A 26,490-nucleotide genomic window follows, 5' to 3' on the forward strand; every position below is an offset into this window, starting at 1 on the left:
CCGGCACTCTTCTGCCCAACCCGCAAGCGCCGTACCGTGATTCACGCGAGGCATCCGCCGGAACGATGGGAACACGCACGTCAGGGGGGACGTATGTCGGCAGAGGCGGCCGCGGGACTGCGGCGGGACGCGGTGGGGTTGCGGGAGGTGCTGTTCCAGAGCGTGACGGCGATGGCGCCTGCCGCCGCGGTCGCCGCGTCCATCCCGGCGGGGGCGGCGTTCGCCGGCGGCAGCCTGCCGCTGGCCGTGCTGATCGCCCTGGTGGCCTGTCTGTTCACCGCGTCGTGCGTGGCGGAGCTGGCGCGCGAGCTGCCCGCCGCCGGGTCCGTGGCCACGTACGCGGCGCAGGGGTTGCACCCGGCCGTGGGCTTCCTGGTCGGGTGGGGCTACGTGTTCGTGGAGGCGCTGGTGCCACCGTTGCTGCTGCTCCAGCTCGGGTTCACCGCGGCGGGGACCCTGCATGACGAGTGGGCCTCGTACCCGGCCGACCTGTGGTGGCCGTGGGCGCTGGCCGGCGCCGTCGTCATCGCCGTCGCCGGATATCTGGGCGTACAGGCCTCGGCCCGCTTCGGGACCGTCCTCGGGGTCTTCGAGATCGCGGTGTTCCTCGTCTTCGCCGGATGGCTGATCATCCGGGCCGGCGGCCACAACACCCTCTCCGTGTTCGGGACTTCGCACACAGCGGACGGCTACGGCGGGGTCAGCGGGGTCTTCGCCGGTTCCGTCTACACCGTGCTGGCGTTCGCCGGCTTCGAGGCGGCCGCGCCGCTCGCAGAGGAGACCCGCGACCCGCGCCGCACCATGCACCGCGCGGTGCTCGGCGCGGCCCTGGGGATCGGCCTGTTCTACGTGGTGACGACCTACGCGATGACCGTGTACTTCGGCCCCGGCCGGTTCGCCTCCTTCGGGGCGGCGGGCGAGGCCTCCTGGCAGGGCGTCGCCCGGGCCTCCTTCGGGCTCTTCTGGGTGCTGGTGTTCCTCGCGGTCGTGAACTCGACGATCGCCAACGCCAACGCCTGCGCCAACGTCTCCACGCGGACGGCCTTCGCGCTGGCCCGCATCCGGGTCCTCCCGCGTGTCCTCGCCACGCTCCACCCGCGGTACCGCTCCCCCGTCGCCGGTATCGCGGTCCAGACGGCCGTGGCGGTCGGCGCGGTGCTGGGGCTGGGCTTCGGCTACGACCCGGTGACCGCGTTCCTGCTGCTGGCGACGGTGATCGTCACGGTCGTCATCGGCGTCTACATCGTCGTCAACCTCGCCTGTGCCGGCTACTTCCTGCGGCGCGGCCGCCCGTCCCTCAAGCCGGTGCGGCACCTGCTCCTCCCGCTGCTGGGCATCGTGGCCTTCGTCCCCGCCCTGCTCACCGCGGCCGGGCTGCCCGTCTTCGACTTCGTGACGAAGCTGACCGCCCCGGTGTCGTACGCCGGTCCTGTGGTCGGGGTATGGATGGCGACCGGAGTGGTCGTCCTCCTGGTGCTGGTCCGGCGTCACCCCGAGCGGATAGCCGAGACAGCACGGGTCCACCTCGAAGACGACACCCCCGGCATCGACACCGCACAGAACGGAGCACGACCGCGATGAGCGACCCCCGTATCCTCACCGTACGGCCCGGACCGGACGACTACGCCTGGACGTTCGGCGGGGCGCCACCCGTGGCGCGGATCGCGCCCGGCACGGTCCTCGACCTGTACACGGAGGACTGCTTCGCCGGCCGGGTGCGGTCGGAGAAGGACCTGGTGTCAAAGGTGTGCGAGTTCCCGTTCCTCAACCCGCAGACCGGGCCCTTCCACATCGAGGGCGCGGAGCCGGGCGACACCGTCGCCGTGCACTTCGTGTCGATCGAACCGGCCCGGGACTGGGCGGCGTCGACGACGGTTCCCCTGTTCGGGGCGCTCACCTCGACGCACACCACGGCCACGCTCCAGCCGCCGCTGCCGGAGACGGTGTGGATCTGGCAGCTGGACCGCACCCGGCGCACGGCCCTGTTCCGGGCGCGCGAGGGCGGCATCGAGCTGGAGCTGCCGATGGACCCGATGCACGGCACGGTGGGGGTGGCCCCCGCGAACCTGGAGGTGCGCTCGGCCCTGGTGCCGGACGCGCACGGCGGGAACATGGACACGCCGGAGATGCGGGCCGGCGTCACCTGTTACCTCGGGGTCAACGTCGAGGGCGCGCTGCTCAGTCTCGGCGACGGCCACGCCCGGCAGGGCGAGGGCGAGACCTGCGGGGTGGCCGTGGAGTGCGCGATGAACACCGTCGTGATCGTGGAGTTGCTGAAGGGGATCGCGACGCCGTGGCCCCGGCTGGAGTCGGACACGCACATCGTCTCGACGGGGTCGGCGCGTCCGCTGGAGGACGCCTTCCGGATTTCGCAGCTCGACCTGGTGCAGTGGCTGGTGCGCGACTACGGGTTCGGCGAACTCGACGCGTACCAGTACGCAACCCAGACGGTGGAGTCGCCGTTGGCCAACGTGTGCGACACCAACTACACGTGTGTGGCCAAGCTCCGCAAGGAGTGGCTGCCCGCGGGCGAGACTTACCGCGGACTGCATGCGCGACTGCGCGAGACGGCGGCGGCGCTGCGCCGCTGACCGACCCTCGACTCCCCCGTGCCGCGAGCACGCTTCCGAAAGGCACGCCATCCATGGACCGGGCACGACCGCTCCCCAGCAGGCGACGTCTCCTGAAGGGCGCGGCCCTCGCCGCCGTCCCGTATGCGCTGCTCCCCGCGGGCCGGGCGGGCGCGCGGACCGGGGTCGTCGACTATCCGCCGGCCGAGTGGCAGGCGGCGAGCAGCGAGAACCGGACCCCGGCGCTGCGCCCCGACGAGTACGCGATCGACCGGGTGATCATCCATGTCACGCAGCAGGCGTACGCCGGCACGCTGTCCATCTTCCAGAACCCGAAGAAGCGGGTGTCCGCGCACTACCTGGTCCGCTCGGCCGACGGGCATGTCGCGCAGTGCGTGCGGGAGACCGACGTGGCCTGGCACGCGGGGAACTGGGACTACAACACGCGGAGCATCGGCATCGAGCACGAGGGCTGGGTGGACAGGCCGGAGTACTTCACCGACGCCCTCTACACGGAGTCGGCGCGGCTGACGGCGTCGATCTGCGAGAGGTACGGCATCCCGAAGGACCGGGAGCACGTCATCGGGCATGTCGAGGTGCCGGGGACCGACCACACCGATCCCGGCAAGCACTGGGACTGGGTCCGCTACATGAGGCTGGTGGGACAGGTGGAGTGAGGCCGGTGGCCCGGTCGGCGGAGGGAGGCCGGTCGAAACGGTTGTCGGCGCGAACACCCCGCACGACGATGTCCCCAGCCGCATCGCCGTCGGGAGGCCGTGTTGACCGATCCCTGGGTGGCCCTGGAGCCGGGGGCCGACCCTGCCGAGCACGCCCGGGTGCTGCGCCGGGCGCACGAGACGTTCACCACGGGCGGCACCGTGCCGCGCCCGGTGCGGTCCGTGGTCGCCGAGTCGTGGCGGCGTTCCGCACGGGCCGGGGTCGGGCCGGACGGCGCGGCGCGCGTGGAGCTGACGGACGGTGACCTCGGGGCGTACCGGGCGGAGCATCCGCTGGCCCGGGTGATGCCGCTGTTCCGGGAGCTGATGGGCACGTTCGCGGCGGACGGCGAGCATCTGCTGGCGGTGTGCGACGCGGACGGCAGGCTGCTGTGGGTCGAGGGGCATCCGGCGACCCGGCGCCGGGCGGACCGGATGAACTTCGTGCCGGGCGCGCGCTGGTCGGAGGCCGCGGTCGGTACCAACGCGCCGGGGACGGCAGTGGCCGTGGACCGGCCGGTGCAGGTGTTCGCGGCGGAGCACTTCATCCGCCGGGTGCAGCCGTGGACGTGCGCGGCGGCACCGGTGCACGATCCGCGCACCGGGCGGGTGCTGGGCGCGGTCGACATCACCGGCGGCGACCGGCTGGCGCATCCGCACAGCCTGGGCTTCGTCCAGGCGGTGGCGCGGGCCGCCGAGTCACAGCTGGCCCTGCTCGATCCGCCGGCACCCGTCGACGAGGCCCCCGCGCTGACGGCGCTCGGCCGCGACGAGGCCGAGCTCCGGCTGGACGGCCGCCGCATCCGGCTCGGCCGCCGGCACAGCGAGCTGCTGATGCTGCTGTCCCGCCACCCGGAGGGGCTGACCGGCGACGAACTGCTCTGCGCGCTGTACGAGGACGAGTCGGTGACGCCGGTGACGCTGCGGGCGGAACTGGTCCGGCTGCGCCGGCTGCTGGGCCCGGGGCTGCTCGCCTCCCGTCCGTACCGGCTGGCCGCGCCGGTCGAGTCGGACGCGGGCGTGGTGGAGCGGCGGCTGGAGGCCGGCGCGGTGACGGCCGCCGTAGGGGCGTACACCGGCCCGTTGCTGCCGGGCTCGCAGGCACCCGCGGTCGTCCGGCTCAGGCAGCGGCTGGCGGACGGGCTGCGGGCCGCGCTGATCGGGTGCCAGGACCCCGACCTGCTGGCGGAGTGGGCGCACGCCCCGTGGGGCGAGGACGACGTCGAGGTGTGGCGGGCGCTGGCCGCGGTGCGGCCGACGGCGGTCGTCCGGTCCCGGCTGGCGGCCCTGGAGGCGGAGCTCGCGGCACCGGCCGGCTGACGCCGGCCCGCGGCGCAACGTGTTCGCAACGTCCGCTCCCCTAGCCTCCGCGCCGGGAGCTGCCCGACGGCGGGCAGCGCATCTGCAAGGAGGCAGGCCACCATGACCCGTTACGCGGCGCCCGGCACCGAGGGCGCGATCGTCTCCTACCAGGCGCGCTACGACCACTTCATCGGCGGCGAGTACGTGCCGCCGGCCCGCGGTCAGTACTTCGAGAACCCGTCCCCGGTGAACGGGCAGCCGTTCACCGAGGTGGCACGGGGCACCGCCGAGGACGTGGAGCGGGCGCTGGACGCGGCGCACGCGGCCGCGCCGGGCTGGGGCCGTACCTCGGTGACGGAGCGCTCCGACATCCTCCTGAAGATCGCCGACCGGATGGAGGCCCACCTCGAACCGCTGGCGGTCGCCGAGAGCTGGGAGAACGGGAAGCCGGTGCGCGAGACGCTGGCCGCCGACATCCCCCTGGCGATCGACCACTTCCGGTACTTCGCGGGGGCGATCCGCGCGCAGGAGGGTTCGCTGGGCGAGGTCGACGACGACACGGTGGCGTACCACTTCCACGAGCCGCTCGGGGTCGTCGCGCAGATCATCCCGTGGAACTTCCCGATCCTGATGGCCACCTGGAAGCTCGCACCGGCCCTCGCCGCGGGCAACGCGGTCATCATCAAGCCCGCCGAGCAGACCCCGGCCTCCATCCACTACTGGATGAGCCTGATCGCGGACCTGCTGCCGCCGGGCGTGGTGAACATCGTCAACGGGTTCGGCGTGGAGGCGGGCAAGCCGCTGGCGTCCAGCCCGCGGGTGGCGAAGGTGGCCTTCACCGGCGAGACCACCACCGGGCGGCTGATCATGCAGTACGCATCGGAGAACATCAAACCGGTCACGCTCGAACTGGGCGGCAAGTCCCCGAACATCTTCTTCGACGACGTCTGGGCGCACGACGACGACTTCCGCGACAAGGCCCTCGAAGGGTTCACGATGTTCGCCCTCAACCAGGGCGAGGTCTGCACCTGCCCGTCCCGCGCCCTCGTCCAGCGCGGCCACTACGCCGAGTTCATGGAGGCGGCGGTCGCCCGCACCCGGCAGATCAAGCCGGGCCATCCCCTGGACACCGACACGATGATCGGCGCCCAGGCCTCCAACGACCAACTGGAGAAGATCCTCTCCTACCTGGACATCGGCCGGCAGGAGGGCGCGAAGATCCTCACCGGCGGTGAACGCATCGACTACGACGGCGAGTTGAAGGGAGGCTACTACGTCCAGCCGACCATCTTCGAGGGCGACAACCGAATGCGGATCTTCCAGGAGGAGATCTTCGGCCCGGTCGTCTCGGTGGCGTCCTTCGACGACTTCGACGACGCGATCAAGACGGCCAACGACACCCTCTACGGCCTCGGCGCGGGTGTCTGGACCCGCGACATCAACACCGCGTACCGCGCCGGGCGTTCGATCCAGGCCGGCCGGGTGTGGACCAACTGCTACCACGCGTACCCGGCACACGCGGCGTTCGGCGGCTACAAGCAGTCGGGGATCGGCCGCGAGACGCACAAGATGATGCTGGAGCACTACCAGCAGACGAAGAATCTTCTGGTGTCGTACTCGCCGAAGAGGCTGGGCTTCTTCTAGAGACACAGAAAAAGGGCGCCTGAGCTGGGAAATCTCCCCTCAGGCGCCCTTCTCGGTCACTGCCTCAGGCAGCAAAGCAAAACGATGCCTTGCTCCCGATCTGCCCCACTGGTGTCCCAGTGTTGCCCACCTGGTTCGGAATATTTCCGGACCAGATTCCGATCACTCAGCCTCGCCAGAAGATGGGGAACCCTCCCAACGATTCATCGACTCCTCGATCAACTGGTTGGCATGGTCTCGGGTCCCGGCCAGGAACTTCGCGTAGTAGCGGAAGAGAACCTGGATGCCCTGGCCCGCTCTCCGAGCGCACTCGGCGGGATCCACACCCAGGGCAGTTGCAAGTTCCGGGGTCGTACGGCTGGTGGGGTGGCGACCGGTTGGGGTGCATAGCAGAGCAGGCACGGGCTTCGTGATCATTATGGTGTCTGAAGCCCAATGATCATGAGGTGGCCCGTGCCTGCTGCCATATCTTCTCCTGTCCCTGCCGTGCTGGTGAAGCTGGGTCCGCTGGACGCTGACCGGGTCGCTGATCTGCGCCCCTACCTCGACTCGGTGCCCGACCCGCGCTCGCGGCAGGGCCGGTGGTACTCGCTGACGGCGATCTTGCCGGTGTGCGCCTGCGCGGTCGTCTCGGGAGCGAAGAGCATCGACGAACTTGCCGAGTGGGGCGAGCGTGCCTCGGACACGCTGCTGGCGATCCTCGGTGTCCGCCGCCATCCACTGAGGGGGCGGCGCACTCCGGCGCCGGCCACGATCGGGCGCGTGCTGGTGGCCGTCGACGGTGACGCCCTGGACCGGGCTGTGGGTGCCTACCTGGCCGACCGGCACCGCACTGCCACCGAGCCCGCCGTGTCAGCGTCCGCGTCCGGGCGGCGGCGCGTCATCGCGGTCGACGGCAAGGCACTCAAGGGCTCAGCCCGTCTCACCTCGGCGCGACGGCACCTGCTCTCTGCGGTCACCCACGGCCGCGTCGTGACCCTCGCCCAGGTGGAGGTCGGCGCGAAGACGAACGAAACCACGCACTTCCAGGCGCTGCTGGCGCCGCTGGACCTGGCCGGCGCCATCGTCACCTTCGACGCGCTGCACTCGGTCAAGGCGAACATCTCCTGGCTGGTCGAGACCAAGAAGGCCCACTACGTCGCCGTGATCAAAACCAACCAGCCGACCGCTTACAGCCAACTCGCGGCCCTGCCCTGGCGGGACGCGGCCACAGCAACGTCCAGGGCAACCGTACGTGCGGCATCGACCACCGGCCGAGCGAGACATTCCTGGACCGGCTCGGCGAGGTCTGCGGGATCGACCCGCCCCGCGAGCACGGCAATGACACCGTCGCCACCATCCGGGCCATGCACCGCGGCGACGTGAAGGTGTTCGTCGGCATGGGCGGCAACTTCGCCCTCGCCGCGCCCGACACCCCGTACACCTACGCGGCCCTGCGAGCCTGCGAGCTCACGGTCCAGGTGAGCACCAAGCTCAACCGCAGCCACCTCGCGCACGGACGCCGGGCGCTCATCCTGCCGTGTCTGGGCCGAACCGAGAAGGACCACCAGCGCGGCGGACTGCAGAGCACCTCGGTCGAGGACTCGATGAGCATGGTGCATCTGTCCGTCGGCATGAAGCGCTCCGCCTCCAAGCACCTGCTGTCCGAGCCCGCGATCATCGCCGGCATCGCGCGCGCCGCGCTCCCGGACAGCGGGACCCCCTGGGAGTGGTACATCGAGGACTACGACCGCATCCGCGACACGATGGCGCGGGTCCTCGACGGGTTCGAGGACTGCAACCGCCGGGTGCGCCTGCCGCTCGGGTTCCGCATCAAGCAGCCCGCCCGCGAACTGGTCTTCCTCACCCCCTCGGGCCTCGCCGAGTTCTCCGCGGCCCCGCTGCCCGACGTGATCCCCGCCCCTGGCGCTCGGCACGATGCGGTCCCACGACCAGTGGAACACCACCATCTACTCGGCCAACGACCGCTACCGGGGCATCAAGAACCTGCGCACGCTGGTCTTCATGAACGAGGACGACATGCGCGAACGCGGGATCTCCGGGTTCACCCCGGTCGCCATCGTCAGCACCGCCAAGGACGGCGGCCACCGCAGCCTCGACGGCTATCTGGCCATCCCCTACGACATCCCGCGCGGCTGCGCGGCCGGCTACATGCCGGAGATGAACGTGCTCTGCGCGATCGGTGCCTACAGCCTCCAGAGCGACCAGCCGTTGATGAAACACGTCAAGGTCACCATCGCACCGGTCAGCGGCTGACGGCTCACAACCACCTGTCCGGATGCCGTAGCCCTGTGTCACGGCCCTTGAAGGGCGCCGACACAGAACGAGGAGCCCACTACGACAGCGCAGAGCGCCGTCGCGGCATGACCGGGGTCCGAGTTGCTCAGCACCAGCACCACGATGCCGAGCAGTCCGCAGCAGGCGGCCGCGATCACGACGAGTTCCCCAGCCCCGGGCCGCAGGTCCTCGCGCCGGGCATGGTGGTGTATCGCGGTCGCGTCCATCGGCTACAGCACCATCCAGCCCACCACCACGAAAAAGGCTTCCATCGCAGCGATGCCCGACAGGATGCCCATCGGGATGTCGGTCGGAAAGGCGACGGTAGTGCCGATCACCGCACCCACGATCACCACGCAAGCAAGCCGCGGGATTGCGGAGCGCGGCAAACACGTGCTACGCGCCATCGCACTAGCGGCATTCCCTCCGCTCAGCGCGGGGCTCCGCCCTCATCCGGACCATTGGGCCCATACGGCGATTACGAAAAGGCGGAAGAGGGGACATATACGGGCCATGCCGTTTTCGCGTAGGGGTTTCCCCATCGTCATCAGGGGTGGCCGGCCACGTTCGCTCGCCGGGGTCACGCGGGTGCTCTCCCCGCGCGGTGCACTGACCGTGCACCAGGTGGACGGAGCCTTCCTCTTCGCCCTGCGCGCGGCTCTGGCCATGGCGGTCGTGGCGCTGCCGATCGTGCTGGCCGGGCGGCCCGATCTGGCGGTGTACGCCATGCTGGGCTCCTTCACCACCACGTTCGGGCGCAATCTGCCGTACGGGCGCCGTGCTCGGGTGCTCTCCCTGGTCGGGGTGGCCATGACGGCGTGCGTGGGATTCGGTGCAGCTCTGGCCGCGCTAGCCCAGCCACGGGCGGGCGGAGCCGGTGCCGTCGCGGTGGTGGCGGCGACGGCCGTGGTCGCCGGGCTGGCCAAGTTCGCCTGCGATGCCAACCGGCTGGGCGGACTGGGTGCGGTGCTGCTGCTCTTCTCCTTCGCGGTGGCCGCCAACACCTCCACCGCTCTCGCCGATGTCCTCCCGAGAACCGGGCTGGCCGCGGGGGCGTCGGCGGTGGCCTGGGTGCTGGCCGTGGTGGGCTGGTTCGTCCATCCGGACCGCCCCCAGCGCATCGCCGTCGCCGCGGCACTGCGCGCGCTCGCGGACCTGCTGCACGGGGCCGGCACCAAGGCCACGGGACAGTTGCGGTACCGGGCGACGGTGGCCGCGCTTCATGCGTACCAATCCCTCGGCCTCGCACCGCCGACGAAGCTGCAGCACAGCGGGCGCGAGGAGATCTGCGCGCGTCTGACGGACATGTCATGGTTCCTGCTGATCGGCTCCGTACGGCGGTCGCCCGACGACCTTCCCGTGACGCCGGAGCACCTACGCCGCCAGGCCCTTCTGCTCGCGGACCGACGCCGCCGGGCGGTGCCGCTGCTGCCCGAACTGGAGTCCTGTGCGGCTTCAGGTGACCGGGACCGCAGCGCCCTGGGGCCGGCCGCGCTGCATGCGGACGCGGCCGTCCGGCGCGCCTCCGAGCTGATGCTGGGTCGGCACCTCGCCAGGTCCGGCCACATCTCGGTCCGGGTGATTCCGGCGCTGCGGATGACCCTGGGCACCGGGGTGGCCGGAGGACTGGCACTTCTGCTGGGCTTGGGGCACGGCTACTGGGCGGCGATCTCGGCGGCCGCCGTGCTGCACTCGGTCAACATCCGCACGACAGCGCAACGTGCCGCCCAGCGGACGATGGGCACCGTCGTCGGGTTGCTGATCGCCGTCGGTGTGCTGGCCGCACACCCGGGTCCTGAGGTCCTGGCCCTGGTGATCGTGCTCCTGGAGTTCCTGCTGGAATACGCCGTCGTCCGCAACTACACCCTGGGGGTCGTCTTCGTGACGCCGATGGCCCTGCTGATGAGCGACATGGCCACCCCCGTATCCGCCGGTGAACTTGTCTACGACCGCGGGCTCGCCAGCTTCCTGGGGATCGCCGTGGGGCTGGTCTGCGCGTTGCTGGTGGTCGACGACCATGCCGCTGTGCGGGTGGAGAGCGCGCTGGCCGCATGCACGCAGGCGGTGGAACGCGCGGAAGAGGCCCTGGCCCCTCACTGCGGACCGCCGCCCTCGGACGTTCAGGTGCGTCTGGCGCAGGCCGTGGTGGAGTTGCGTGATGCCGACGATGCCGCCGCCGGTGAACTGTGGCCGGCGGGAATCGACCCCGCCGAACTCGCCGCGGCGGAAGAACGCAGTTATCTGTTGCTGGACCGACTGCACCGCCGTTGGGTATGACCGGCCCTACGGCTGGTGGGCGTGATCTATGTGGCGGCCACCAGGGTTTGGGGGGCCGGCTGTCCTCATGCGCATGCGCACCCAGTCGAGTTGTGCCACCGTCCGTGTCGAGCAGTCATCGACGATGTGGAGCAGCTCCCGGTCGCGGATGGGGCAGGCGGCCCGGCCGAGCTGTGCCCAGGTGACGTCGACGAGGTTGACGAGCTGGTAGAGGTCCAGCAGGTCGCGCAGCAGACCCGCCGGGCCGGTTCTGGTCGAGGTGAGTCCTTGGTCGTGCAGACGCTCGGGTGCGGGTGCGTCCGACGGTTCGAGGCGGGCGAGAACGGGCCGCAGTGCCTCGGAGTGCGCGGCGGCACAGGCGGGCGGAGCGGGCGGTGGTCCAGTGCACGTCCGCATCGGCGGCGTGACCGTCCGAGACCAGGTGGTAGCTGCGTCCAAGGGTGTCTTCCGCTGTCCGGAGGAAGTCCGAATAGGTGACCAGGTGCGTGAGCTGTTTCAGAGGGCGGTATGCGAACGCGGTGCAGGCGGCGGCAGCCGGCCAGCCACGCCGCCGTTCGTTCCACGGTCCAACGGTGACGGCCCGTTCTACGCGGATCTGCGCTGGCCCGGAGGGCAGGACGAGGTCCGGGCGTTGAACAGCGAGTGCGTCCAAGTGAGGCGGGTTGCGTCCACTTGTCCTTGACCAGACGTTAGTGCCAGGCCAGGAGGGTGCACAGGGAGACGATGCGATGCTGGCGCAGCGCCCGTGGCAGGAGCCGGGTCAGGGGGCGTGCGGGTAAGCACAGGTTCCAAAGCAGGGCGGTTAACCGGACGCGGAACGCGGCGGGTTCGTGATGGCACCGCCGCGTTCTGACGTCCGGATCCGGGAAGGCGGCCTGTCCTACTTGCCGGCGGCGGGGGGCGTCGACGCATGGAGCGCCTCGCGCAGGGTCGCCGTGGTCTGGGCGACCGCCGCCTTGTTGCCCTGCGTGTCACGCAGCGCGTTCAGCATCATGAAGTCGTGGGTGACTCCGCTGTAGTGCGTCGAGGTCACCTGCACGCCAGCTGACCTGAGCTTCGCTGTATAGGAGTTGGCGGCGTCCACCAGCACGTCGGAGTCGGTGATGACCAAGGCCGGCGGCAGGCCACGCAGTTGCTGGACGGTCGCCTTCAGCGGTGAGGCCAGCGGGTTGGCGCGGTCGGCGGCCTTCGGAGCGTAGGCGTTCCAGAACCACTTCATGGCGGGCCGGGTGAGCCAGCAGTTTTCCGCGTAGCGGTAGTACGACGCCGTGTCGAAGTTGGCGTCGGTGACGGGGTAGAGCATGACCTGCTGGCGGAAGTGCGGGCCGCCGCGCTGCTTGGCCATTATCGTGACCGCGGCGGTCATGTCGCCACCGACGGAGTCACCGGCGACGGCCAGCCTGCTGGAGTCCAGACTGATCTCGGCGCCGTGCGCGCCGACCCACTTGGCGACGGCGTACGCCTGCTCGACCGGGACAGGGAACTGGGCCTCGGGAGAGGGCGTGTAGTCGACGAAGACGACCTCGGCGCGGGCGCCGTTGGCGAGTTCACGGACGAGGCGCTCGTGGGTCTTGAAGTTGCCGAGGACCCAGCCGCCGCCGTGGATATAGACGATGCCAGGCAGCGTTCCCTTGACGCCTGCGGGGCGCACGATGTGCACGTTGACCGGCCCCGTCGGGCCGCCTGGCACAGTACGCTCGGTGACCTGCGCGGGCAGCATCGGGACGGGGCCCGCCTGGAGCTTGTTCAGCACGTCACGGGCGGCCGGGTACGACAGGTCGTACAGGGGCTTGCCGCCTGCGGCCGCGAGTTGGTCCAGGAACTTCTGGTCAACCGTCTCCAGTTTCTGCGGTGGGTTGCCGCACGGCACATATGCGGCGTCCGAGGCCACTGCCGCCCTGCCCTGTTCGGTACCCGGCGTGGCGCCGTCATGGACGGTGCCACAGGCACTCATCGTGGTCGCCGTCGCGGTCAGGAACACCGCCACGGCAAAGTGACGCAGGCGGCGAGTCCCGGGCACGGCGCGTATTGCTCGCGCGTCTGTTGCTCTCATGTCTGCGGATTCCCTAGGTGAAAGAGTCGCCCCCCTCCGTAATCGTGGTTGGTCCGTTCGGTATGCGCCATCAGGGTTAGCCCACACAGGGCACGTAGTTCCGCGCGGTCACGGGGCGGGGTGGTGCCCGGATGTGCGCTGGACTCTCGGCCTCGGCCGCAGCGCGCTGCCAGTCTGGACGAACATGCGCCAGTTCGTCTGCGACGGTCCAGCCTGCGTGAGGCGGCCGCCCGGTGAGCAGATGGTCGACGTGGCGGAGCCGTACCAATGAGCCGGCTCCGGCAAACGCAGCTGACTGCGCCCGGCCCTGCCGCGGGAGTGGCCCAGCCGATCGAGCCCCACAGGGTCTGGTTCTGGAAGGTCGCGCCTTGGGGAGTCGTGTGAAGGCCATGCCATGGAGACGTCCCCGTATCGGCGACCAGGATGTCGTCCGGCTTCAGGAAGCGTTCCCAGCGGGGGTAGAGATTCGCGGCAGTGATCGGAGCGTCGCTACCCGCGTCCGGCGCGGACATACGGATCGCTGCCTCCGCCGGACGACGCCACTGGTTGCGCGGGAGCTGCTCCGCGAGGGCACGGAGAAGATCGTTCATCTCCACGGCCTCTTAAGTCATTCCGCCGACACGAACGTGGTGGTGACGAATGTCGATGATCCGGGCGGGATCGAGATTCGAGCTGTACGCACCTGTGTTGAAGTCGTTCGTCAACGTGCCGGCCATGATGACTGCGTCGCCGTGCTCGACGACGCGGCGCACGCCCTCGTCAAGGAGCTTGCCATCGTACATACCTACAAAGGGGCTCTTCGCAGGTGAGGGTGTAGCGCCGAGAACATAGAGCTGTTGGACGGTTGGATGTGAGTCGTCAGGAGGTGCGAGCGTCGTAGTTCTCGCGGTTTGCGAGGACCTCGGCCATGTGTGTCTGCGCCCAGTTCCTGAGCCCGCGCGTCATGTGCTGGAGCGAGAGGCCGAGGTCGGTCAGTTCGTAGGAGCCGGTGACAGGGACGGTCGGCGTCACGGTACGGGTGAGCAGACCATCGTGCTCCAGCGACCGTAGCGTCTGGGTCAGCATCTTCTGGCTGACCCCGGCCAGAAGACGAGAGATCTCGGAGTAACGCATCGCCTTCGGAGCGTCTGCGTGTGCTGCACCGGGCTGGCCAGGGCTGCTGTCACCGCCCAGCGCACACATGATCAGGACGACCCACTTGTCCGAGATTCGGTCGAGCAGCTGTCGGCTCGGGCACCCTGCCAGGAACGCGTTGTACTCCACCTTGGCCTGAGCCCTCTTCTGGGCCGCCTTCATCGTCGTCACTGATCGCGCCTCTCACCGATGGGTGGGTTACGCACTCCAAAGTGCCTACTTCCCGACAGGAAGTTTCTCTCCAATGCGGATGCAGGGGGGCAGCAGGCGCCACCCCGAAGTGCACGACGAAAGGCAACCGGATGAGCACATCCTCCCTCTCTCTTCCCGGCGGCACCTGGACTCTGGGTGAACTGACCGTCACCCGGTTCGGCTACGGCGCCATGCAACTGGCCGGCCCGTGGGTCATGGGGCCGCCCACCGATCGCGAGGGTGCCGTTCTGCGTGAAGCGGTCGGCCTGGGTATCACCCACATCGACACCAGCGACGCCTACGGGCCGCGCGTCACCAATGAGCTGATCCGCGAGGCACTGCACCTCTGTCGCGAGTCGCTGCACATCGTGACCAAGGTGGGCGCGACCCGCGACGAACAGGGTGGCCGGCCCACGGCCCGGCGACCCGAAGATCTGCGCCGCCAGGTCCACGACAACCTCAAATCCCTCCGGCTCGACGAACTCGACCTGGTCAACCTCCGACTCGGCAACGCCGAAGGTCCCCAGCCGGGCTCGCTCGCTGAGGCGTTCGAGACGCTCGTGGAACTCCAGCAGCAGGGTCTGATCCGCCACCTCGGGGTCAGCAACGCCAGCGAGGAGCAGGTCACCGAGGCACAGAGCATCGCGCCGATCGTGTGCGTGCAGAACATGTACAACGTCGCCCACCGCCACGACGACAAGCTCATCGACCGGCTCGCCACCGAAGGCGTCGCGTACGTGCCCCCCTTCCCCCTCGGGGGCTTTACCCCGCTTCACTCCTCGGCGCTCTCGGCGGTCGCCGCTCGGTTGAAGGCGACACAGATATCCGTCGCGCTGGCCTGGCAGCTGCAGCGATCACCGAACATCCTGCTCATCCCCGGCACCTCATCGACAGCGCACCTGCGCGAGAACATCGCCGGCGCGGGGCTCTCCCTCTCTCATGAGGACTTGACCGAGCTGGACGACATCGGGCGCTGAATGCCCCGTAGGACGGCCTGCAAGCCACGACCGAAGTCACCGTTCCCGTTTCGGCCCCGGTCACCTACGTGCGACCGGGGCCGAAGCAGGACGATTCGCCCTCACCTGGTTGACTTCAGATCTTCGACCGTCAGGAACTTGTGTTTACCGGCGGTGGCAGCCAACCCCGCGTCGGTGGCCGGGTAGGCGTCGAGGTCTTGAGGAAGGGGGTTCCTACGCCAGGCCCATCTGGAAGACCTTGACGTTGCACGACGCTACCCCTGAGGGGGGCTTCGCCTGCGCTGACATGACTACGTTCTGCCGCCTTGACGAGCTCGGGCTCGAAGTCACCGGTCAGCGACTCGCCCCGGATCGTGCGGTTCTCGCGTGCCGGGTCGTCGAGTCCGATCAGCGGTGCCGCCGCTGCGGCTGCGAAGGCACACCGCGTGACACCGTGACCCGGCGGCTGGCACACGAGCCACTCGGAGATCGCCGCCGGCTTCGGCGTCCACTCGTTTTCCCTGCCAGATGCTGACGTGGCCGGGCGGCGTTACCGTCATATGGTGAGGCAGGGACGCTGTTCATGGCCTCGGCAGGCTCCCACGCCGTTCCCATGTGGCCTTCATCTACCCTCCGCCGCGTCCTTGCGACGATTCCGGACAGGGAGGCCCCAGATGGCTTGCTTTCCACGCCGCGATGTCGTGATAACTGTGGTGGCGGCAGCGATCGCCGCCACCACTACCGCCGCGGCCGTGCCTGGCGGTGCCGTGGACACCGTGCACCAGGCTGCCCGCCAGACAAAACCCACCGTTGTCCTGGTGCACGGAGCTTGGGCGGACGCGTCGAGCTGGAATGGCGAAATCAGTTTGCTGCGCCGCGCTGGCTACACGGTCCGTGCCATCGGGAACCCTCTTCAGGACCTGACGACTGACGCGCAGACGGTTCACGACTTTCTGAAGAGCATCAAGGGCCCGATCGTCCTCGCGGGGCACTCCTACGGAGGATCGGTTATCACCAACGCCGCCCAGGGGGTCAGCAACGTCAAGGCGCTCGTCTATGTCGACGCCGCCGCGCCGGCGGTCGGCGAGACCACGGCACAGCTCAGCGGCCCGACGTCGGTCTTGACAAAGGGGTCGCCGGCTGACCTGTACGATGCCGTGCCGTACCCGAACGCCCCGTCCAACGCGTCCGCTCTCTATCTCAAGGAGAACGTGTTCGTCACCAAGTTCGCAAGCAGCGTGCCCCATGGCCAGGCGGTCAATCTGTGGGCCACGCAGCGTGCCGCCACAACCGTGGCTTTCAACACTCCTTCCAAGTACGCGGCGTGGAAGACGATTCCCTCCTGGTACTTCATCAGCAGCGGTGACCAGATCATCACCCCTGCCTCGGAGCAGAAGATGGCGCACAGGGCGGGATCCAAGGTGACGCTCTACAAGGGCGGTTCCCACCTGACGCTCGTCTCGGACCCTGCGGCAGTAACCAAGGTGATCCAGTCAGCTGCCTCGTCCGTGAGATGAGCGCACGGGTGCGACCGAGTCAGTCACGGGTGCTGGGTGCAACCCAGCACCCGTGAGTCGCTGATTCACTTGGCGTGCGTCATCGTCCAGGAACATGCTCAGGCTTTGAGGCGCTCCGGCCACCACAGCCTGCTGGTCCCGCCCTGACTCGGGTCGAACGCACGCCCGTGCAGGACCGGGCACATCCGCCCTCGGCTTCTGTCACGGTGTTGTCAGGGAACGCTTGCGTCGTCTCGGACATGGTCACGATTTCCGGGACCGCGGCTGCGATCCGCGTTCACTGTGCAGGACGCATCCGTCGACGTGTTCGCGCCGGGCCACGGCGTTGTCCAGGGCTGTGACGGCCAGGCGGGACTTCATCCGCTCGTCGATGGCGTAGCCCACGATCCTGTTGCTGAAGGCGTCCTTGATCGCGCAGAGGGACAGCTTCCCGTCGCCGGTGGTGTGTTCGGTGATGCCGGCGGACCACAGCCGGTTCGGAGCGTCAGCGGTGAAGTTGCGGCGGACCAGGTCGTCGTGCACCGGCGGGCCGGCCTTCCTGATCCTGCCGCGCTTCTTTCCGAACACGAGCGGCGCGGACCCTGTCCGACCATGCCTGCCGAAGGGCCGAACAGGACCCTCTTCACATTTTCACGCGAGCCGCTCGCACGCAGTTGTGCCGATCAGGCGGCAACGGCCTGATACGAGCGCCGTGCCGCCCAGTTCACAGACTGCAGCTCCACACAGTACGGATGCGCCACGCCTTCACCACTGCCGGACAAGACGGATGGTGATTCACCCACTGCACTTGTCCATCGCCGATGAGGCTCTCGGCCGACGGGGTTCCGGACGAAGGTGCCTCCCCTCGACTGCCATCAGCTCGGCTTGAGGCCATCTCGCCCAGCAGCGTGCATCATCCCGTGTGCACGCCGATTGGGGCCGTCAGGCAGCCGCCGGACAGCTTCCTCGGCTACATCAGGACCGGTCACAGCGTCTCGATGAACTCACTGATGTGCGCGGCGACCTCCTCCGGAGCTTCCAGCGGCGAAAGGTGCCCGATGCCCTCGAGTTCGACGAAGTCCGCCTCGGGAATCCTCGGCAGGAGGTGCTCGCGCAGGGTCTCGGGCGGAGACACCTTGTCGTGACTGCCGGCCAGCACAAGGGCAGGCACCTCGATTGCGTCGAGGCCGGCAGAAATGTCCTCGACAGCGCCGTGGAGAGGCCAGGCCCACCGCACTTCCTCAGTGGGGCGTGTGCTGTCTTCGCAGATCTGACTCCTCAGTTCGTCGCTCAGGCGACGGTTGGCGAGGAACCCGTCGATGGCCTGCTCCACAGCCCCGACGCTGTCATAGACATGCTTCGCAGCCTCCTGCGAGTCGGGGGTGATGCCGACGGGTCCGGGAGTGGCCGGGCCGACGAGAACGATGCCTTCGAGGCCGCCGGGTCGCCGGGAGGCCACGAGCTGTGCGACCTTGCCACCCATCGAGTGGCCGACAAGCACGTAGCTGGTGCAGGCAAGGTCCTCGATGACGCGCTGGGTGTCGTCGGCGAGCTGCTTCATGTCGTAGGGACCGGCAATGGCCGTCGACAGCCCCCAACCACGGTGGTCGTGAGAGACGAATGGCTGGGACGGGTCCAGCCGCTCGACGACCGGCCGCCACGTGCGATGGGAGCCACCGTAGTAGTGCATGAATACCAGGGTCGTCCCTTCTCCTTCGCGCACATGGGCGTAGAGACGACCGCCTTGGACGTCGAAATAGCGTCCGACAGGAGTTTGGTTGCTCAAGGTGTCATGTCCTTGTATCGACCGTGCGCGTCGCGCTGCTGCAACGCTGCCGGCATGACGGGCCCGCCACCGGACCATCACGGATAAGACCATCGCCTCCCGGAAGATGACCGGCTACGGCCGTTACTGCCGTGACCCGTAATTTTCCGGACAGTCTGCCGCCTTCCGGCTTATGGGCTCAGATTTGCGTCTGCGCCGTCGGACCGGAAGTCAGCCGATCCGAGGCAGGACACGTGGGCGGCGCCCAACGTGGAAATGGGGTCCGAGAGGGTGTTCCACGCCCAGCACGGATATGGATGCACGTGCGGGACTGCGCAAGTGATGCGCGACTGGGCAGCACGTCGAGTGGCACCTGCGTCGCCGGAGTCGGGGGCGCTCTCGCAGCCGGGACGGCGGGAGCGGGTGGCTGTCACCTTGCGGGCGGCTGCGGGCCGCGGGAGCGAACACCAGGCTCCGGAGACTGGGCGCCGTCGGACAGGTGAGAAGGTTGGCACTTTTGTTGCGGAGGGTGGCACGGCTTCCCACTCCTGGGCCGAAGGCGGTCTCCTAGCGTTATGGCTACTCACAGAGCCGTTCGGAAGACATTTGATGACCAAGCTCTTTCTGTCCCTGCACGTCCTTGCGGCGATTACGGCGGTCGGCCCGGTTGCGGTGGCCACCAGTATGTTCCCCGCCTCGTTGCGCCGTATCCAGGGCGACTCCACGGTCTCGGGAGATGGCCTGCGGATATTGCACCGGATCTGTCGTGTCTATGCGGCGGGGAGTCTGACCGTGCCGGCCCTGGGGATGATCACCGCGCAACGCATGCATGTTCTGGGGTCGCCGTGGCTGTCCGCCTCGATCATCCTGACGGTGTTGGCAGCGGTGGTTCTGTTCGCCTCGGTGGCGTTGCAGGAACGGGCCTTGCACCGACCGGCACAGGCCGCGCCGGGCCAGTTGGCCGGCATGTCCGGTGTGTTCAACCTTCTGTGGGCGGCCGTGACGGTCTTGATGATCGTCCGCCCTGGCTCCACCACCGGCGCATGACTCCCGGCGCCTGGACCGCCTCCTCCCCCGCCCCCACCGCTGCCCCCGTGCGCCGGGCCGCGAAAAACAGGAGCCGACAATGACTGCGGAACCTCAGGAAAAGAACAGGCACCGGGTAGCTGTCCTGGTACTGCATGGGGTCTACCCGCTCGACATGGGAATTCCCGCGCAGATCTTCAGTGACCGGCCGGACACACCGTATGAGCTCACGGTGTGCGGCGTGGCCCGAGGGGATGTCGCCACCAGCACCGGATTCACCATCGGTACAACCGCGGGACTTGCTGCCCTGGCCCAGGCCGACACGGTGATCGTGCCCGGTTACCAGGACTTCCGGATTCCGCCGGCTTCGGAGGCTGCCGCCGCACTGCAGGTGGCAGCAAGACGCGGCGCGCGCATCGCGGCCATCTGCACGGGCGTCTTCGCGCTTGCCGCGGCCGGCCTGCTCAGCGGGCGCACCGTGACGACGCACTGGGCCGGTGCCGATGCGCTGGAGGAGCTCTACCCGGACGTCCATGTCGACCGCGACGTGCTGTACATCGACGACGACCCGCTGCTGACCTCTGCCGGGGTCACATCCGGAGTGGATTTGTGCCTTCATATCGTCCGCAAAGACCTCGGGGCCGCCGTCGCCAACGACATCGCCCGCGACCTCGTCGCAGCGCCCCACCGGGAAGGCGGGCAGTCCCAGTACATTCCACGGGTCCTGCCCGAACCCACTGCCCACAGTCTCAATACCACCCGCACCTGGGCCCTTGAGCATCTTGACGAACCACTCCACCTGGAAGCCCTCGCCCGGCATGCCAAGGTGTCTTCCCGCACCCTGATCCGCATGTGGCGCCAGGAGACCGGTGTCACCCCCCATCAGTGGCTGCTGACCGCCCGTGTCAACCACGCCCGTGAACTGCTCGAAGTGACCGATCTGGGGATCGAGCAAATCGCCGGCCAGAGCGGACTCGGCACGGGCACCAACTTGCGCGCGCGTTTCCGTGAGGCCCTCGGTGTCACGCCCAGCAGCTACCGCCGGAATTTCCAGCACACAAAGACCCGGTGAGCCGTGCTCCCGGCACCCGGAGAAAAGGGCATTGCCACGGACCGCAATAAAACCGACAACCCATAGGACAGGCCGTACAGGCCGGAAGAAATGACATTCGGGATGCGGTTACAGAATACGAAACTACGCGATTTTCAAGTAGGGAACGCGTAGCCGCTTCCCCGAGGAGTACGACGATGAACAGCCACACCATGTGGATGGTTGGATTCCGATTCTGGTCCGAGGCCGGAACGGACGTGAGGCACTTTTACCTGGTGCGTGGGGTGGCCAGCGAAGCAGAAGCGCAGCGAGCAGCAGCCCATAAAGCGGGCACCGTGCCTGAACATACACGCCGGAGAGGTGCAGAACTGGACGCCGAATGGATCCAGGTCCAGGAGGTCGTGCGGGACGGCATCGGCAGGTGCCGGCTGTCCGATCTGCCGCCTCGTCAAGCCGCGCGCGTCCCCCTGGATCGAAAGATCCTGGCAGGGAAAGCCCGCCGACGCACCTCCGCCGCATGAAAGCGTCCGCAGAGCGGGGGCGACGAGGCCACGACGCGAATCGGGATGCCGAACCGGCCTCCCGTCGCAGCGCAGGGGCAAGCCGGTGCCACCAAAGGCGCACTGCACGCATCGCGGCCGATGGCAGACACGCGCCGAGTGGGCTGCACCTCCACCGGTCCGCCGTCGGGCTGCCACGTCCGGTCGGGACGACAGGGACCGCGACTCCGGAAGCACCGGCCGGTCCAGGCCGCGAGACACACGAGATCCGTCCGGGGCCGCACGTGGCATCCGCCGGGCCGGACAGCAGGAGGAATGCAGGACACCTGCACTGTCGAGCGGACAGGGCCGCCCCGTCGGCCGCTTCGACCAGCGGGCGCTGTGATCACTTACCGGTGGGAGCCGTGCCGTAGCGCAGCGCACGGCTGCCTGGACAGTCCGACGAGCCCCTGCCAGGAGAGCCAGGCCGACACCGGCGGCGGGCGCTGACGCCGGGCAGCAGTCGGAGATCCGTGCAGGCCGTGGCCGCACGCGGCTACCGGATGGCAACGGGCACAACCCACAGCAGTTCGCCGGACCGGGAATGATCCGACTCCACGCTTGGTTGAAAAACATGTAGCGCTGACTATATGTTTTTCAAGTACCCGGATGGAAGTCGGTTCGGCGCGGGCGGCATGGGTTCCTTGACGATCAGCTGCCCGGTCCGTCGGCCGGGCGAGGCTGCATGTCATTCGACATGGTCAGCGGCGCGCCTTACGGCGCCCTGCACAGAAGAACGGCTGTGCTGTCTTCCAGCCCTCCGGGCTCGGCGGGCGCGCGCTGCCGTCAGCCTTGAAGCATCGGACCAGGCGGTTGCGCATCGCCGGCAAAGAGCACGTCGGAGGTAGTGGAATGAGTCGTAGCTACGAGCAGAGCTGTGTCATCGCCCGGGCCCTCGACGTACTGGGAGAGCGCTGGACTCTTCTCATCGTCAGAGAACTCGCCCTGGGACCCCGGAGGTACGGCGACCTGCTCCGCTCCCTGCCGAGCATGGGAACGAACCTTCTGGCAGCCCGGCTGAAGCACCTCGAGCAGTATGAAGTGCTGCAGCGCACGACCCTTCCCGGACCTGGGCGCGCTTCTGCCTACAGCCTCACCCCCCGGGGGGAGAAACTGCTCCCCGTACTGGCGTCCTTGGTGGAATGGGGTGCGGGTCTGGACCCGTCTCCGGCCGACTACGCCGACCGGGCGGAGTGGTGCGTCGTTGCGATGAGTCTGACGGCTGCCCCTGGAGCAGCGGGATTCACCACCGTGACCGAACTGCACATCGGCGAAGAAACCCTTTGGATACAAGGCGACGGCCATCGCGTCCGCGTCGAGACGGGCCCGGCGCCCATGACCCCCGGTCTGCGCCTGACCTGCGAGAAGGCAACGTTCTACGCCCTCGCGAAGAAGCACGTCACAGCCGACAGTGCGATCGAAGCAGGCGAACTGACGGCGGAGGGGGACGTCCGTCAGGCGCGACGTTTCTTCGACTTCTTCTCGCTGCCCGAGGACATGCGCGACTCCTGAGGACCTTCCCGGTTTTCAGCGGACAGCGGGGGCTGACCACATACACAGTCCTCACCGCTCTCCACCGCGGAGGACAAACCACACACGAAGGAAAACGATCATGGCACGTAATCTTCTGGTCATCGGGGCGACAGGTAAGACCGGTGGGCACACCGTCGAGCTTCTCCTCGAACGAGGGCACAACGTCCGCGCACTGGTTCGTAAAGAAGACGAACGTTCCGAGAGGCTGGCCCGTCTGGGGGCGGAAGTAGTCGTCGGCGATGTGCTGGACCTCGACTCCATCTCAAAGGCGGCACACGGCATCCACGCCCTGTACTTCACCTACCCGATCATGCCCGGCCTCATCGACGCGACAGCCAACGTGGCCCAGGCGGCACACGAGAACGGCGTGGGCGCGATCGTCAACATGTCCCAGATCTCCGCCGCCCGCGTGACCGCCAGCAACGCCGCACGCCACCACTGGGTCGCGGAGCAGGTACTCGACCGCTTCCCCGTGCCGGTGACGCATCTGCGGCCGACGTTCTTCGCCCAGTGGTTGATCAACACGTGGGCCGACGGCACCGGCGAACTGGCGCTCCCCTTCGGCGACGGCCGTCACGCCCCGATCGCAGAAAGTGACCAGGCCAGGGTGATCGCAGCCATTCTGGAGAACCCGGAGCCCCATGACGGAAAGATCTACCCGCTGTATGGGGCAGTGGAACTCAACCACTACGAGATCGCCGAGGAGATGAGCAAGGAGCTGGGCGAAGAGGTCAGGTATGTGCCCATCGACCTCGACCGCTTCACGGCGATCCTCGAGGGTCGAGGGGCGCCGGCATACCTCATCCAGCACCTGAAGGCAGTCGCCGTCGACTACCAGAACGGTGTCTTCGCCGGGACGAACAACATTGTCAAGAGCATCGGCGGCCAGGATCCTCTCGACGTCCGGGCGTTTGTCGCCAAGAACCGGTCGGCCTTTTCCTCGCACACCGGATGAACCCGTCCGAAATTCGTGAAGGAACCCTCCCGGCGCGACTCGGAGTCCAAAGACCTTCGGAAGAGCGGCACCGAACCTCCGATGATCGAGCACCTCTCGCTGGCAGGTTCGGCTGACCGAACGGTGTCATCTCGGAAACCGACGACTCGGTGACGGGACCCGGTAGTTCGAGACCGCCACTACGTTCCCGCTGCGCAGAAGCACGCTTTCTGCGACGCACGTGACTGTCGAGACTTTGACACAACACGAGATACCACGACGTGTTGAAGAGATATTCAGAAACAGGATCAGAGTATGAGTAAGAAGACGTGGCTGATCACCGGCGCATCCTCCGGATTCGGCCGCCAGCTGGCCGCAGAGGTCCTCCGCAGGGGAGACGCGGTCATCGGCACCGGAAGGAACGAAGAGAGCCTGGCTGCTCTGACCGCGGAGCATCCGGGCGTCGCCACAGTGGTGGCCGACATCAGCACCGCTGAGGGTGTGGCTGTCATCTCCGCGGCGATACACGACGCCGGCGGTATCGACGTGCTGGTCAACAACGCCGGATACGGAGTCTTCGGGTCGGTCGAGCAGGTAACGGAGGAAACGGTCAGGGCGGTCTTCGAGACCCACGTCTTCGCTCCGCTGTCTCTCGTTCGTGCGACGCTCCCGTACCTGCGCGCGCGACGCGGGCGGATCATCAACTTGTCTTCCGAGCTTGGCGCCTATGCATGGCCCGGTTCAGCGCTGTACTCCGCGAGCAAGAGCGCGCTGGAGCTGATCTCTGAGGCACTGACTCTGGAACTCGCCCCGACAGGTGTGACGGCCACGGCGATTCAGCCGGGTACGTACGGGACTGGGTTCATCACGAACGCCGTGGTGGAGCCCCCGAACGAGGTGTATGCCCCCACGGTCGGCGCTGTGCTCGGGAAGGTGTCGCAACTTGCGCCGGAGGATCTCGGGGATCCGCGTGACGTGGTCGAGGCCATTCTTCACGTGGCCGATGTGGAGGAGCCCCCGGTTCGTCTCGCTGTGGGACAGGAAGCTCTGACCACGATCCGGGAATCCCTCGACCGCCGGCTTGAGGAACTGTCCCGGGCCGGCGACTTCACCGAATCACTCTCGAAGAGGCGCTAGATGTGCTGTCCCGGGACGTTGGTGACACGCGGTCTGGGTGCTTGAAGAGGTGAGGGCCTTCTGGGTTCGGTGTGGATTGCGACATCTACCACCGGCACTCAGGAGGCCCTCGTGTCCCACCGCAATGCCCCGCTGACCCCGACCGGCAGGCTGCGTCTAGCCCGGTGTGTCGTGGACGACGGCTGGCCCTTGCGGAGGGCCGCGGAACACTTCCAGGTCAGCCACACCACTGCCGCCCGCTGGGCCGGCCGTAACCGGCAGCTGGGCGAGGCCGGGATGCACGATCGCTCTAGAGCGTGTCTCTTTGATCGGTTAGTCAGTTGATCGAATGTGTCTGTCCGGTTAGTGATCACTGATGCGATGTGGGGCCGGATCGAGTCGCTGATACCGGCCGATCCGGTCCGAGGTCGGCGATGGGCCGACCATCGTCGGACCCTTGAGGCCATCGCGTGGAAGTACCGCACTGGTTCGCCCTGGCGGGACCTGCCGGACGAACTCGGCTCGTTCCAGACCGCTCACAAACGGCTGATCCGGTGGGCCGTGGACGGAACCTGGGAAAGGATCCTCACCGCAGTCCTGGCTGCAGCCGACGACCGTGACAACATCGGTTGGATCGTGTCAGTGGACTCCACCGTCTGCCGGGCCCCACCAGCATGCCGCCAGGGCCAGGAAAAAGGGGCGCCGGACCGGGCCGAACCCGACGACCACGCGCTCGGACGTTCCCGTGGCGGCCTGAGCACGAAGGTCCACCTGGCCAGCGACAGTCACGCTCGCCCTCTGACACTCCGCGTCACCGCCGGGCAGGCCGGCGACGCACCAGCCTTCGAAGCCGTGATGGCAGGCATCCGTGTTCCGCGAAACGGGCCGGGAAGGCCAAGGACCCGGCCGGATGCCGTTCTGGCGGACCGCGCGTATTCGTCCCGCGCGATCCGGGGGCATCTCCGCCGGCGCGGGATCCCTGCCGTCATTCCCCAGCCGTCCGACCAGGTGGGACACCGTCTGCGACGAGGCCGCGCAGGCGGTCGACCGCCTGCGTTCGACGCCCAGACATATAGGCAGCGCAACACGGTCGAACGATGTATCAACCGGCTCAAGCAATGGCGCGGTCTGGCCATGCGGACGGACAAGCTCGCCATCGCGTACCAGGCAGCACTCCAATTCGCCGCCATCCTGCTCTGGGCGCGACGCTGACCGAGCGGAATGTCTGTCAGCTGCTGTAAAAGAACAGCTCAAGATCCTCCATGGACCCTGGCCCGGTCAGGAAGCCCTCCGCCTGGGCGATCTCCTTCTCTGGTGGTACCTGACGCTCTCGAAGAAGCTGTGTCATCCACTTCTCACCCTGCTCGCCGATCGCGTAGATGCCGGACAACAGTTCGGCCATACCCGCAGGGTGCTGCGGGCTGCGCCCGACCACGGGCTGGAGTTCCCACCCCCCTGCTCGGGCAGCGAGCCGGAGTACCCCAGCCCAATTGGCGATCCGCCCGATACGTACGTGCCACGAGTCCTCGGTGAACGGAGCCAGTCGACCGCCGTGCAGGGCATTGGTCGCGGCCATGACGTCCGCCACCACCTGCCGCTCCACAGGATCACGAACCCAGCGCCCCTCCTGCGCCTCCTCGATAGCGGCCGACCACCACTCCCATGCGCCGTCCAGCCGGGCCGTGAATGTATCCATCCCGACAGAATCCCACGCATGTGGCCGTCAACCGTCAGGCGGGGGCCGATGCCTCCAAGAGCCAACGGATCAAAGAGACACGCTCTAGTTGTATTGACCCGAAGCGTTGTTCACACGTCTGATCGGTGGGTGGCCGCCGAGTGCGGTGTGGCAGCGGTGGTGGTTGTAGGTGTGCAGAAAGTCTGCCAGGGCCGCGGTCCGCTCGTCGTTGCT

At 68.1% G+C, this 26,490-nt stretch carries 23 protein-coding genes and 6 pseudogenes; 19 read left to right on the forward strand and 10 right to left on the reverse strand.

Annotation, left to right across the window (positions count from 1 at the left end; genetic code table 11):
• Nucleotides 1–93 precede the first annotated feature (93 nt).
• The 7 genes and pseudogenes from AB0472_RS31350 to AB0472_RS31380 form a co-directional block, all read left to right on the forward strand.
• The gene (locus tag AB0472_RS31350) at nucleotides 94–1,581 is read left to right on the forward strand and encodes an APC family permease (RefSeq protein WP_366361356.1); all 1,488 of its coding nucleotides are present in this window, start codon (nucleotides 94–96) and stop codon (nucleotides 1,579–1,581) included.
• Nucleotides 1,578–2,591 (forward strand): acetamidase/formamidase family protein, encoded by a 1,014-nt coding sequence (locus AB0472_RS31355; RefSeq protein WP_366361357.1) that lies wholly within the window; start codon nucleotides 1,578–1,580, stop codon nucleotides 2,589–2,591. The genes AB0472_RS31350 and AB0472_RS31355 overlap by 4 nt, the downstream gene beginning before the upstream one ends.
• A 53-nt stretch (nucleotides 2,592–2,644) precedes the next feature.
• Complete coding sequence (locus AB0472_RS31360) at nucleotides 2,645–3,247, forward strand: N-acetylmuramoyl-L-alanine amidase (RefSeq protein WP_366361359.1); 603 nt, start codon at nucleotides 2,645–2,647, stop codon at nucleotides 3,245–3,247.
• A gap of 102 nt (nucleotides 3,248–3,349) precedes the next feature.
• Complete coding sequence (locus AB0472_RS31365) at nucleotides 3,350–4,606, forward strand: GAF domain-containing protein (protein WP_366361361.1); 1,257 nt, start codon at nucleotides 3,350–3,352, stop codon at nucleotides 4,604–4,606.
• Nucleotides 4,607–4,708: 102 nt separating this feature from the next.
• Entirely contained in the window at nucleotides 4,709–6,232 is a 1,524-nt protein-coding gene (locus tag AB0472_RS31370) for an aldehyde dehydrogenase family protein (protein ID WP_366361363.1), read from the forward strand.
• 441 nt (nucleotides 6,233–6,673) lie between these two features.
• Nucleotides 6,674–7,414 (forward strand): annotated as a pseudogene (locus AB0472_RS31375) (ISAs1 family transposase); the annotation flags it as partial.
• A gap of 2 nt (nucleotides 7,415–7,416) precedes the next feature.
• Nucleotides 7,417–8,488, forward strand: a pseudogene (locus AB0472_RS31380) (formate dehydrogenase); the annotation flags it as partial.
• A 38-nt stretch (nucleotides 8,489–8,526) separates the two neighbouring features.
• Here AB0472_RS31380 and AB0472_RS31385 read toward each other — a convergent pair.
• Both AB0472_RS31385 and AB0472_RS31390 read right to left on the reverse strand, forming a co-directional pair.
• Complete coding sequence (locus tag AB0472_RS31385) at nucleotides 8,527–8,736, reverse strand: hypothetical protein (protein WP_366361365.1); 210 nt, start codon at nucleotides 8,734–8,736, stop codon at nucleotides 8,527–8,529.
• A gap of 3 nt (nucleotides 8,737–8,739) precedes the next feature.
• Complete coding sequence (locus AB0472_RS31390; RefSeq protein WP_366361367.1) at nucleotides 8,740–8,865, reverse strand: hypothetical protein; 126 nt, start codon at nucleotides 8,863–8,865, stop codon at nucleotides 8,740–8,742.
• 157 nt (nucleotides 8,866–9,022) lie between these two features.
• On the opposite strand from AB0472_RS31390, the gene AB0472_RS31395 reads away from it, so the two are divergent.
• Nucleotides 9,023–10,786 carry an FUSC family protein gene (locus tag AB0472_RS31395; protein ID WP_366361369.1) on the forward strand — a complete coding sequence of 588 codons (1,764 nt, stop codon included), beginning with the start codon at nucleotides 9,023–9,025 and terminating at the stop codon, nucleotides 10,784–10,786.
• 6 nt (nucleotides 10,787–10,792) lie between these two features.
• On the opposite strand, the gene AB0472_RS31400 is transcribed toward AB0472_RS31395, so the two are convergent.
• From AB0472_RS31400 to AB0472_RS31415, 4 genes are all read right to left on the reverse strand, one after another.
• Nucleotides 10,793–11,182, reverse strand: a complete 390-nt coding sequence (locus tag AB0472_RS31400) for a hypothetical protein (RefSeq protein WP_366361371.1) — start codon at nucleotides 11,180–11,182, stop codon at nucleotides 10,793–10,795.
• A 484-nt stretch (nucleotides 11,183–11,666) separates the two neighbouring features.
• Complete coding sequence (locus AB0472_RS31405; protein WP_366361373.1) at nucleotides 11,667–12,773, reverse strand: alpha/beta hydrolase; 1,107 nt, start codon at nucleotides 12,771–12,773, stop codon at nucleotides 11,667–11,669.
• A gap of 668 nt (nucleotides 12,774–13,441) precedes the next feature.
• Nucleotides 13,442–13,621 (reverse strand): hypothetical protein, encoded by a 180-nt coding sequence (locus AB0472_RS31410; protein WP_366361374.1) that lies wholly within the window; start codon nucleotides 13,619–13,621, stop codon nucleotides 13,442–13,444.
• Between the two features lie 76 nt (nucleotides 13,622–13,697).
• Nucleotides 13,698–14,144, reverse strand: coding sequence for a helix-turn-helix domain-containing protein (locus tag AB0472_RS31415; RefSeq protein ID WP_366361376.1), 447 nt, complete (start codon nucleotides 14,142–14,144; stop codon nucleotides 13,698–13,700).
• A 131-nt stretch (nucleotides 14,145–14,275) separates the two neighbouring features.
• On the opposite strand from AB0472_RS31415, the gene AB0472_RS31420 reads away from it, so the two are divergent.
• From AB0472_RS31420 to AB0472_RS31430, 3 genes and pseudogenes are all read left to right on the forward strand, one after another.
• A complete protein-coding gene (locus tag AB0472_RS31420) occupies nucleotides 14,276–15,142 on the forward strand; it encodes an oxidoreductase (protein WP_366361378.1) in 867 nt (288 codons plus the stop codon).
• 286 nt (nucleotides 15,143–15,428) lie between these two features.
• Nucleotides 15,429–15,614 (forward strand): annotated as a pseudogene (locus tag AB0472_RS31425) (ISL3 family transposase); the annotation flags it as partial.
• Nucleotides 15,615–15,834: 220 nt separating this feature from the next.
• Nucleotides 15,835–16,638 carry an alpha/beta hydrolase gene (locus AB0472_RS31430; protein ID WP_366361380.1) on the forward strand — a complete coding sequence of 268 codons (804 nt, stop codon included), beginning with the start codon at nucleotides 15,835–15,837 and terminating at the stop codon, nucleotides 16,636–16,638.
• 249 nt (nucleotides 16,639–16,887) lie between these two features.
• Here the strand turns inward: AB0472_RS31430 and AB0472_RS31435 are convergent.
• Nucleotides 16,888–17,205, reverse strand: a pseudogene (locus tag AB0472_RS31435) (DDE-type integrase/transposase/recombinase); the annotation flags it as partial.
• A gap of 397 nt (nucleotides 17,206–17,602) precedes the next feature.
• Entirely contained in the window at nucleotides 17,603–18,403 is an 801-nt protein-coding gene (locus AB0472_RS31440) for an alpha/beta hydrolase (RefSeq protein ID WP_366361382.1), read from the reverse strand.
• A gap of 588 nt (nucleotides 18,404–18,991) precedes the next feature.
• Between AB0472_RS31440 and AB0472_RS31445 the strand changes: the two genes are divergently transcribed.
• From AB0472_RS31445 to AB0472_RS31480, 8 genes and pseudogenes are all read left to right on the forward strand, one after another.
• Nucleotides 18,992–19,429: a hypothetical protein gene (locus tag AB0472_RS31445; protein WP_366361384.1), complete on the forward strand. Its 438-nt coding sequence runs from the start codon at nucleotides 18,992–18,994 to the stop codon at nucleotides 19,427–19,429.
• A 79-nt stretch (nucleotides 19,430–19,508) separates the two neighbouring features.
• Complete coding sequence (locus AB0472_RS31450; RefSeq protein ID WP_366361386.1) at nucleotides 19,509–20,480, forward strand: helix-turn-helix domain-containing protein; 972 nt, start codon at nucleotides 19,509–19,511, stop codon at nucleotides 20,478–20,480.
• Nucleotides 20,481–20,656: 176 nt separating this feature from the next.
• On the forward strand, nucleotides 20,657–20,980 hold the full coding sequence (locus AB0472_RS31455) for a hypothetical protein (protein ID WP_366361387.1): 324 nt from the start codon (nucleotides 20,657–20,659) through the stop codon (nucleotides 20,978–20,980).
• Between the two features lie 870 nt (nucleotides 20,981–21,850).
• Nucleotides 21,851–22,510 (forward strand): helix-turn-helix domain-containing protein, encoded by a 660-nt coding sequence (locus AB0472_RS31460; RefSeq protein WP_366361389.1) that lies wholly within the window; start codon nucleotides 21,851–21,853, stop codon nucleotides 22,508–22,510.
• Nucleotides 22,511–22,610: 100 nt separating this feature from the next.
• Entirely contained in the window at nucleotides 22,611–23,486 is an 876-nt protein-coding gene (locus tag AB0472_RS31465) for an NmrA family NAD(P)-binding protein (RefSeq protein WP_366361391.1), read from the forward strand.
• A gap of 294 nt (nucleotides 23,487–23,780) precedes the next feature.
• Nucleotides 23,781–24,602 (forward strand): SDR family NAD(P)-dependent oxidoreductase, encoded by an 822-nt coding sequence (locus AB0472_RS31470; RefSeq protein WP_366361393.1) that lies wholly within the window; start codon nucleotides 23,781–23,783, stop codon nucleotides 24,600–24,602.
• A gap of 111 nt (nucleotides 24,603–24,713) precedes the next feature.
• A pseudogene (locus AB0472_RS31475) lies at nucleotides 24,714–24,893 on the forward strand (leucine zipper domain-containing protein); the annotation flags it as partial.
• A 39-nt stretch (nucleotides 24,894–24,932) separates the two neighbouring features.
• Nucleotides 24,933–25,793, forward strand: coding sequence for an IS5 family transposase (locus AB0472_RS31480; RefSeq protein ID WP_366361395.1), 861 nt, complete (start codon nucleotides 24,933–24,935; stop codon nucleotides 25,791–25,793).
• 16 nt (nucleotides 25,794–25,809) lie between these two features.
• Here AB0472_RS31480 and AB0472_RS31485 read toward each other — a convergent pair whose 3' ends face one another.
• Together AB0472_RS31485 and AB0472_RS31490 are read right to left on the reverse strand one after the other, a co-directional pair.
• On the reverse strand, nucleotides 25,810–26,277 hold the full coding sequence (locus tag AB0472_RS31485; RefSeq protein ID WP_366361397.1) for a hypothetical protein: 468 nt from the start codon (nucleotides 26,275–26,277) through the stop codon (nucleotides 25,810–25,812).
• 84 nt (nucleotides 26,278–26,361) lie between these two features.
• Nucleotides 26,362–26,490, reverse strand: a pseudogene (locus AB0472_RS31490) (IS481 family transposase); the annotation flags it as partial.

This window comes from Streptomyces sp. NPDC086777 (assembly GCF_040702065.1).
Classification (GTDB): Bacteria; Actinomycetota; Actinomycetes; order Streptomycetales; family Streptomycetaceae; genus Streptomyces.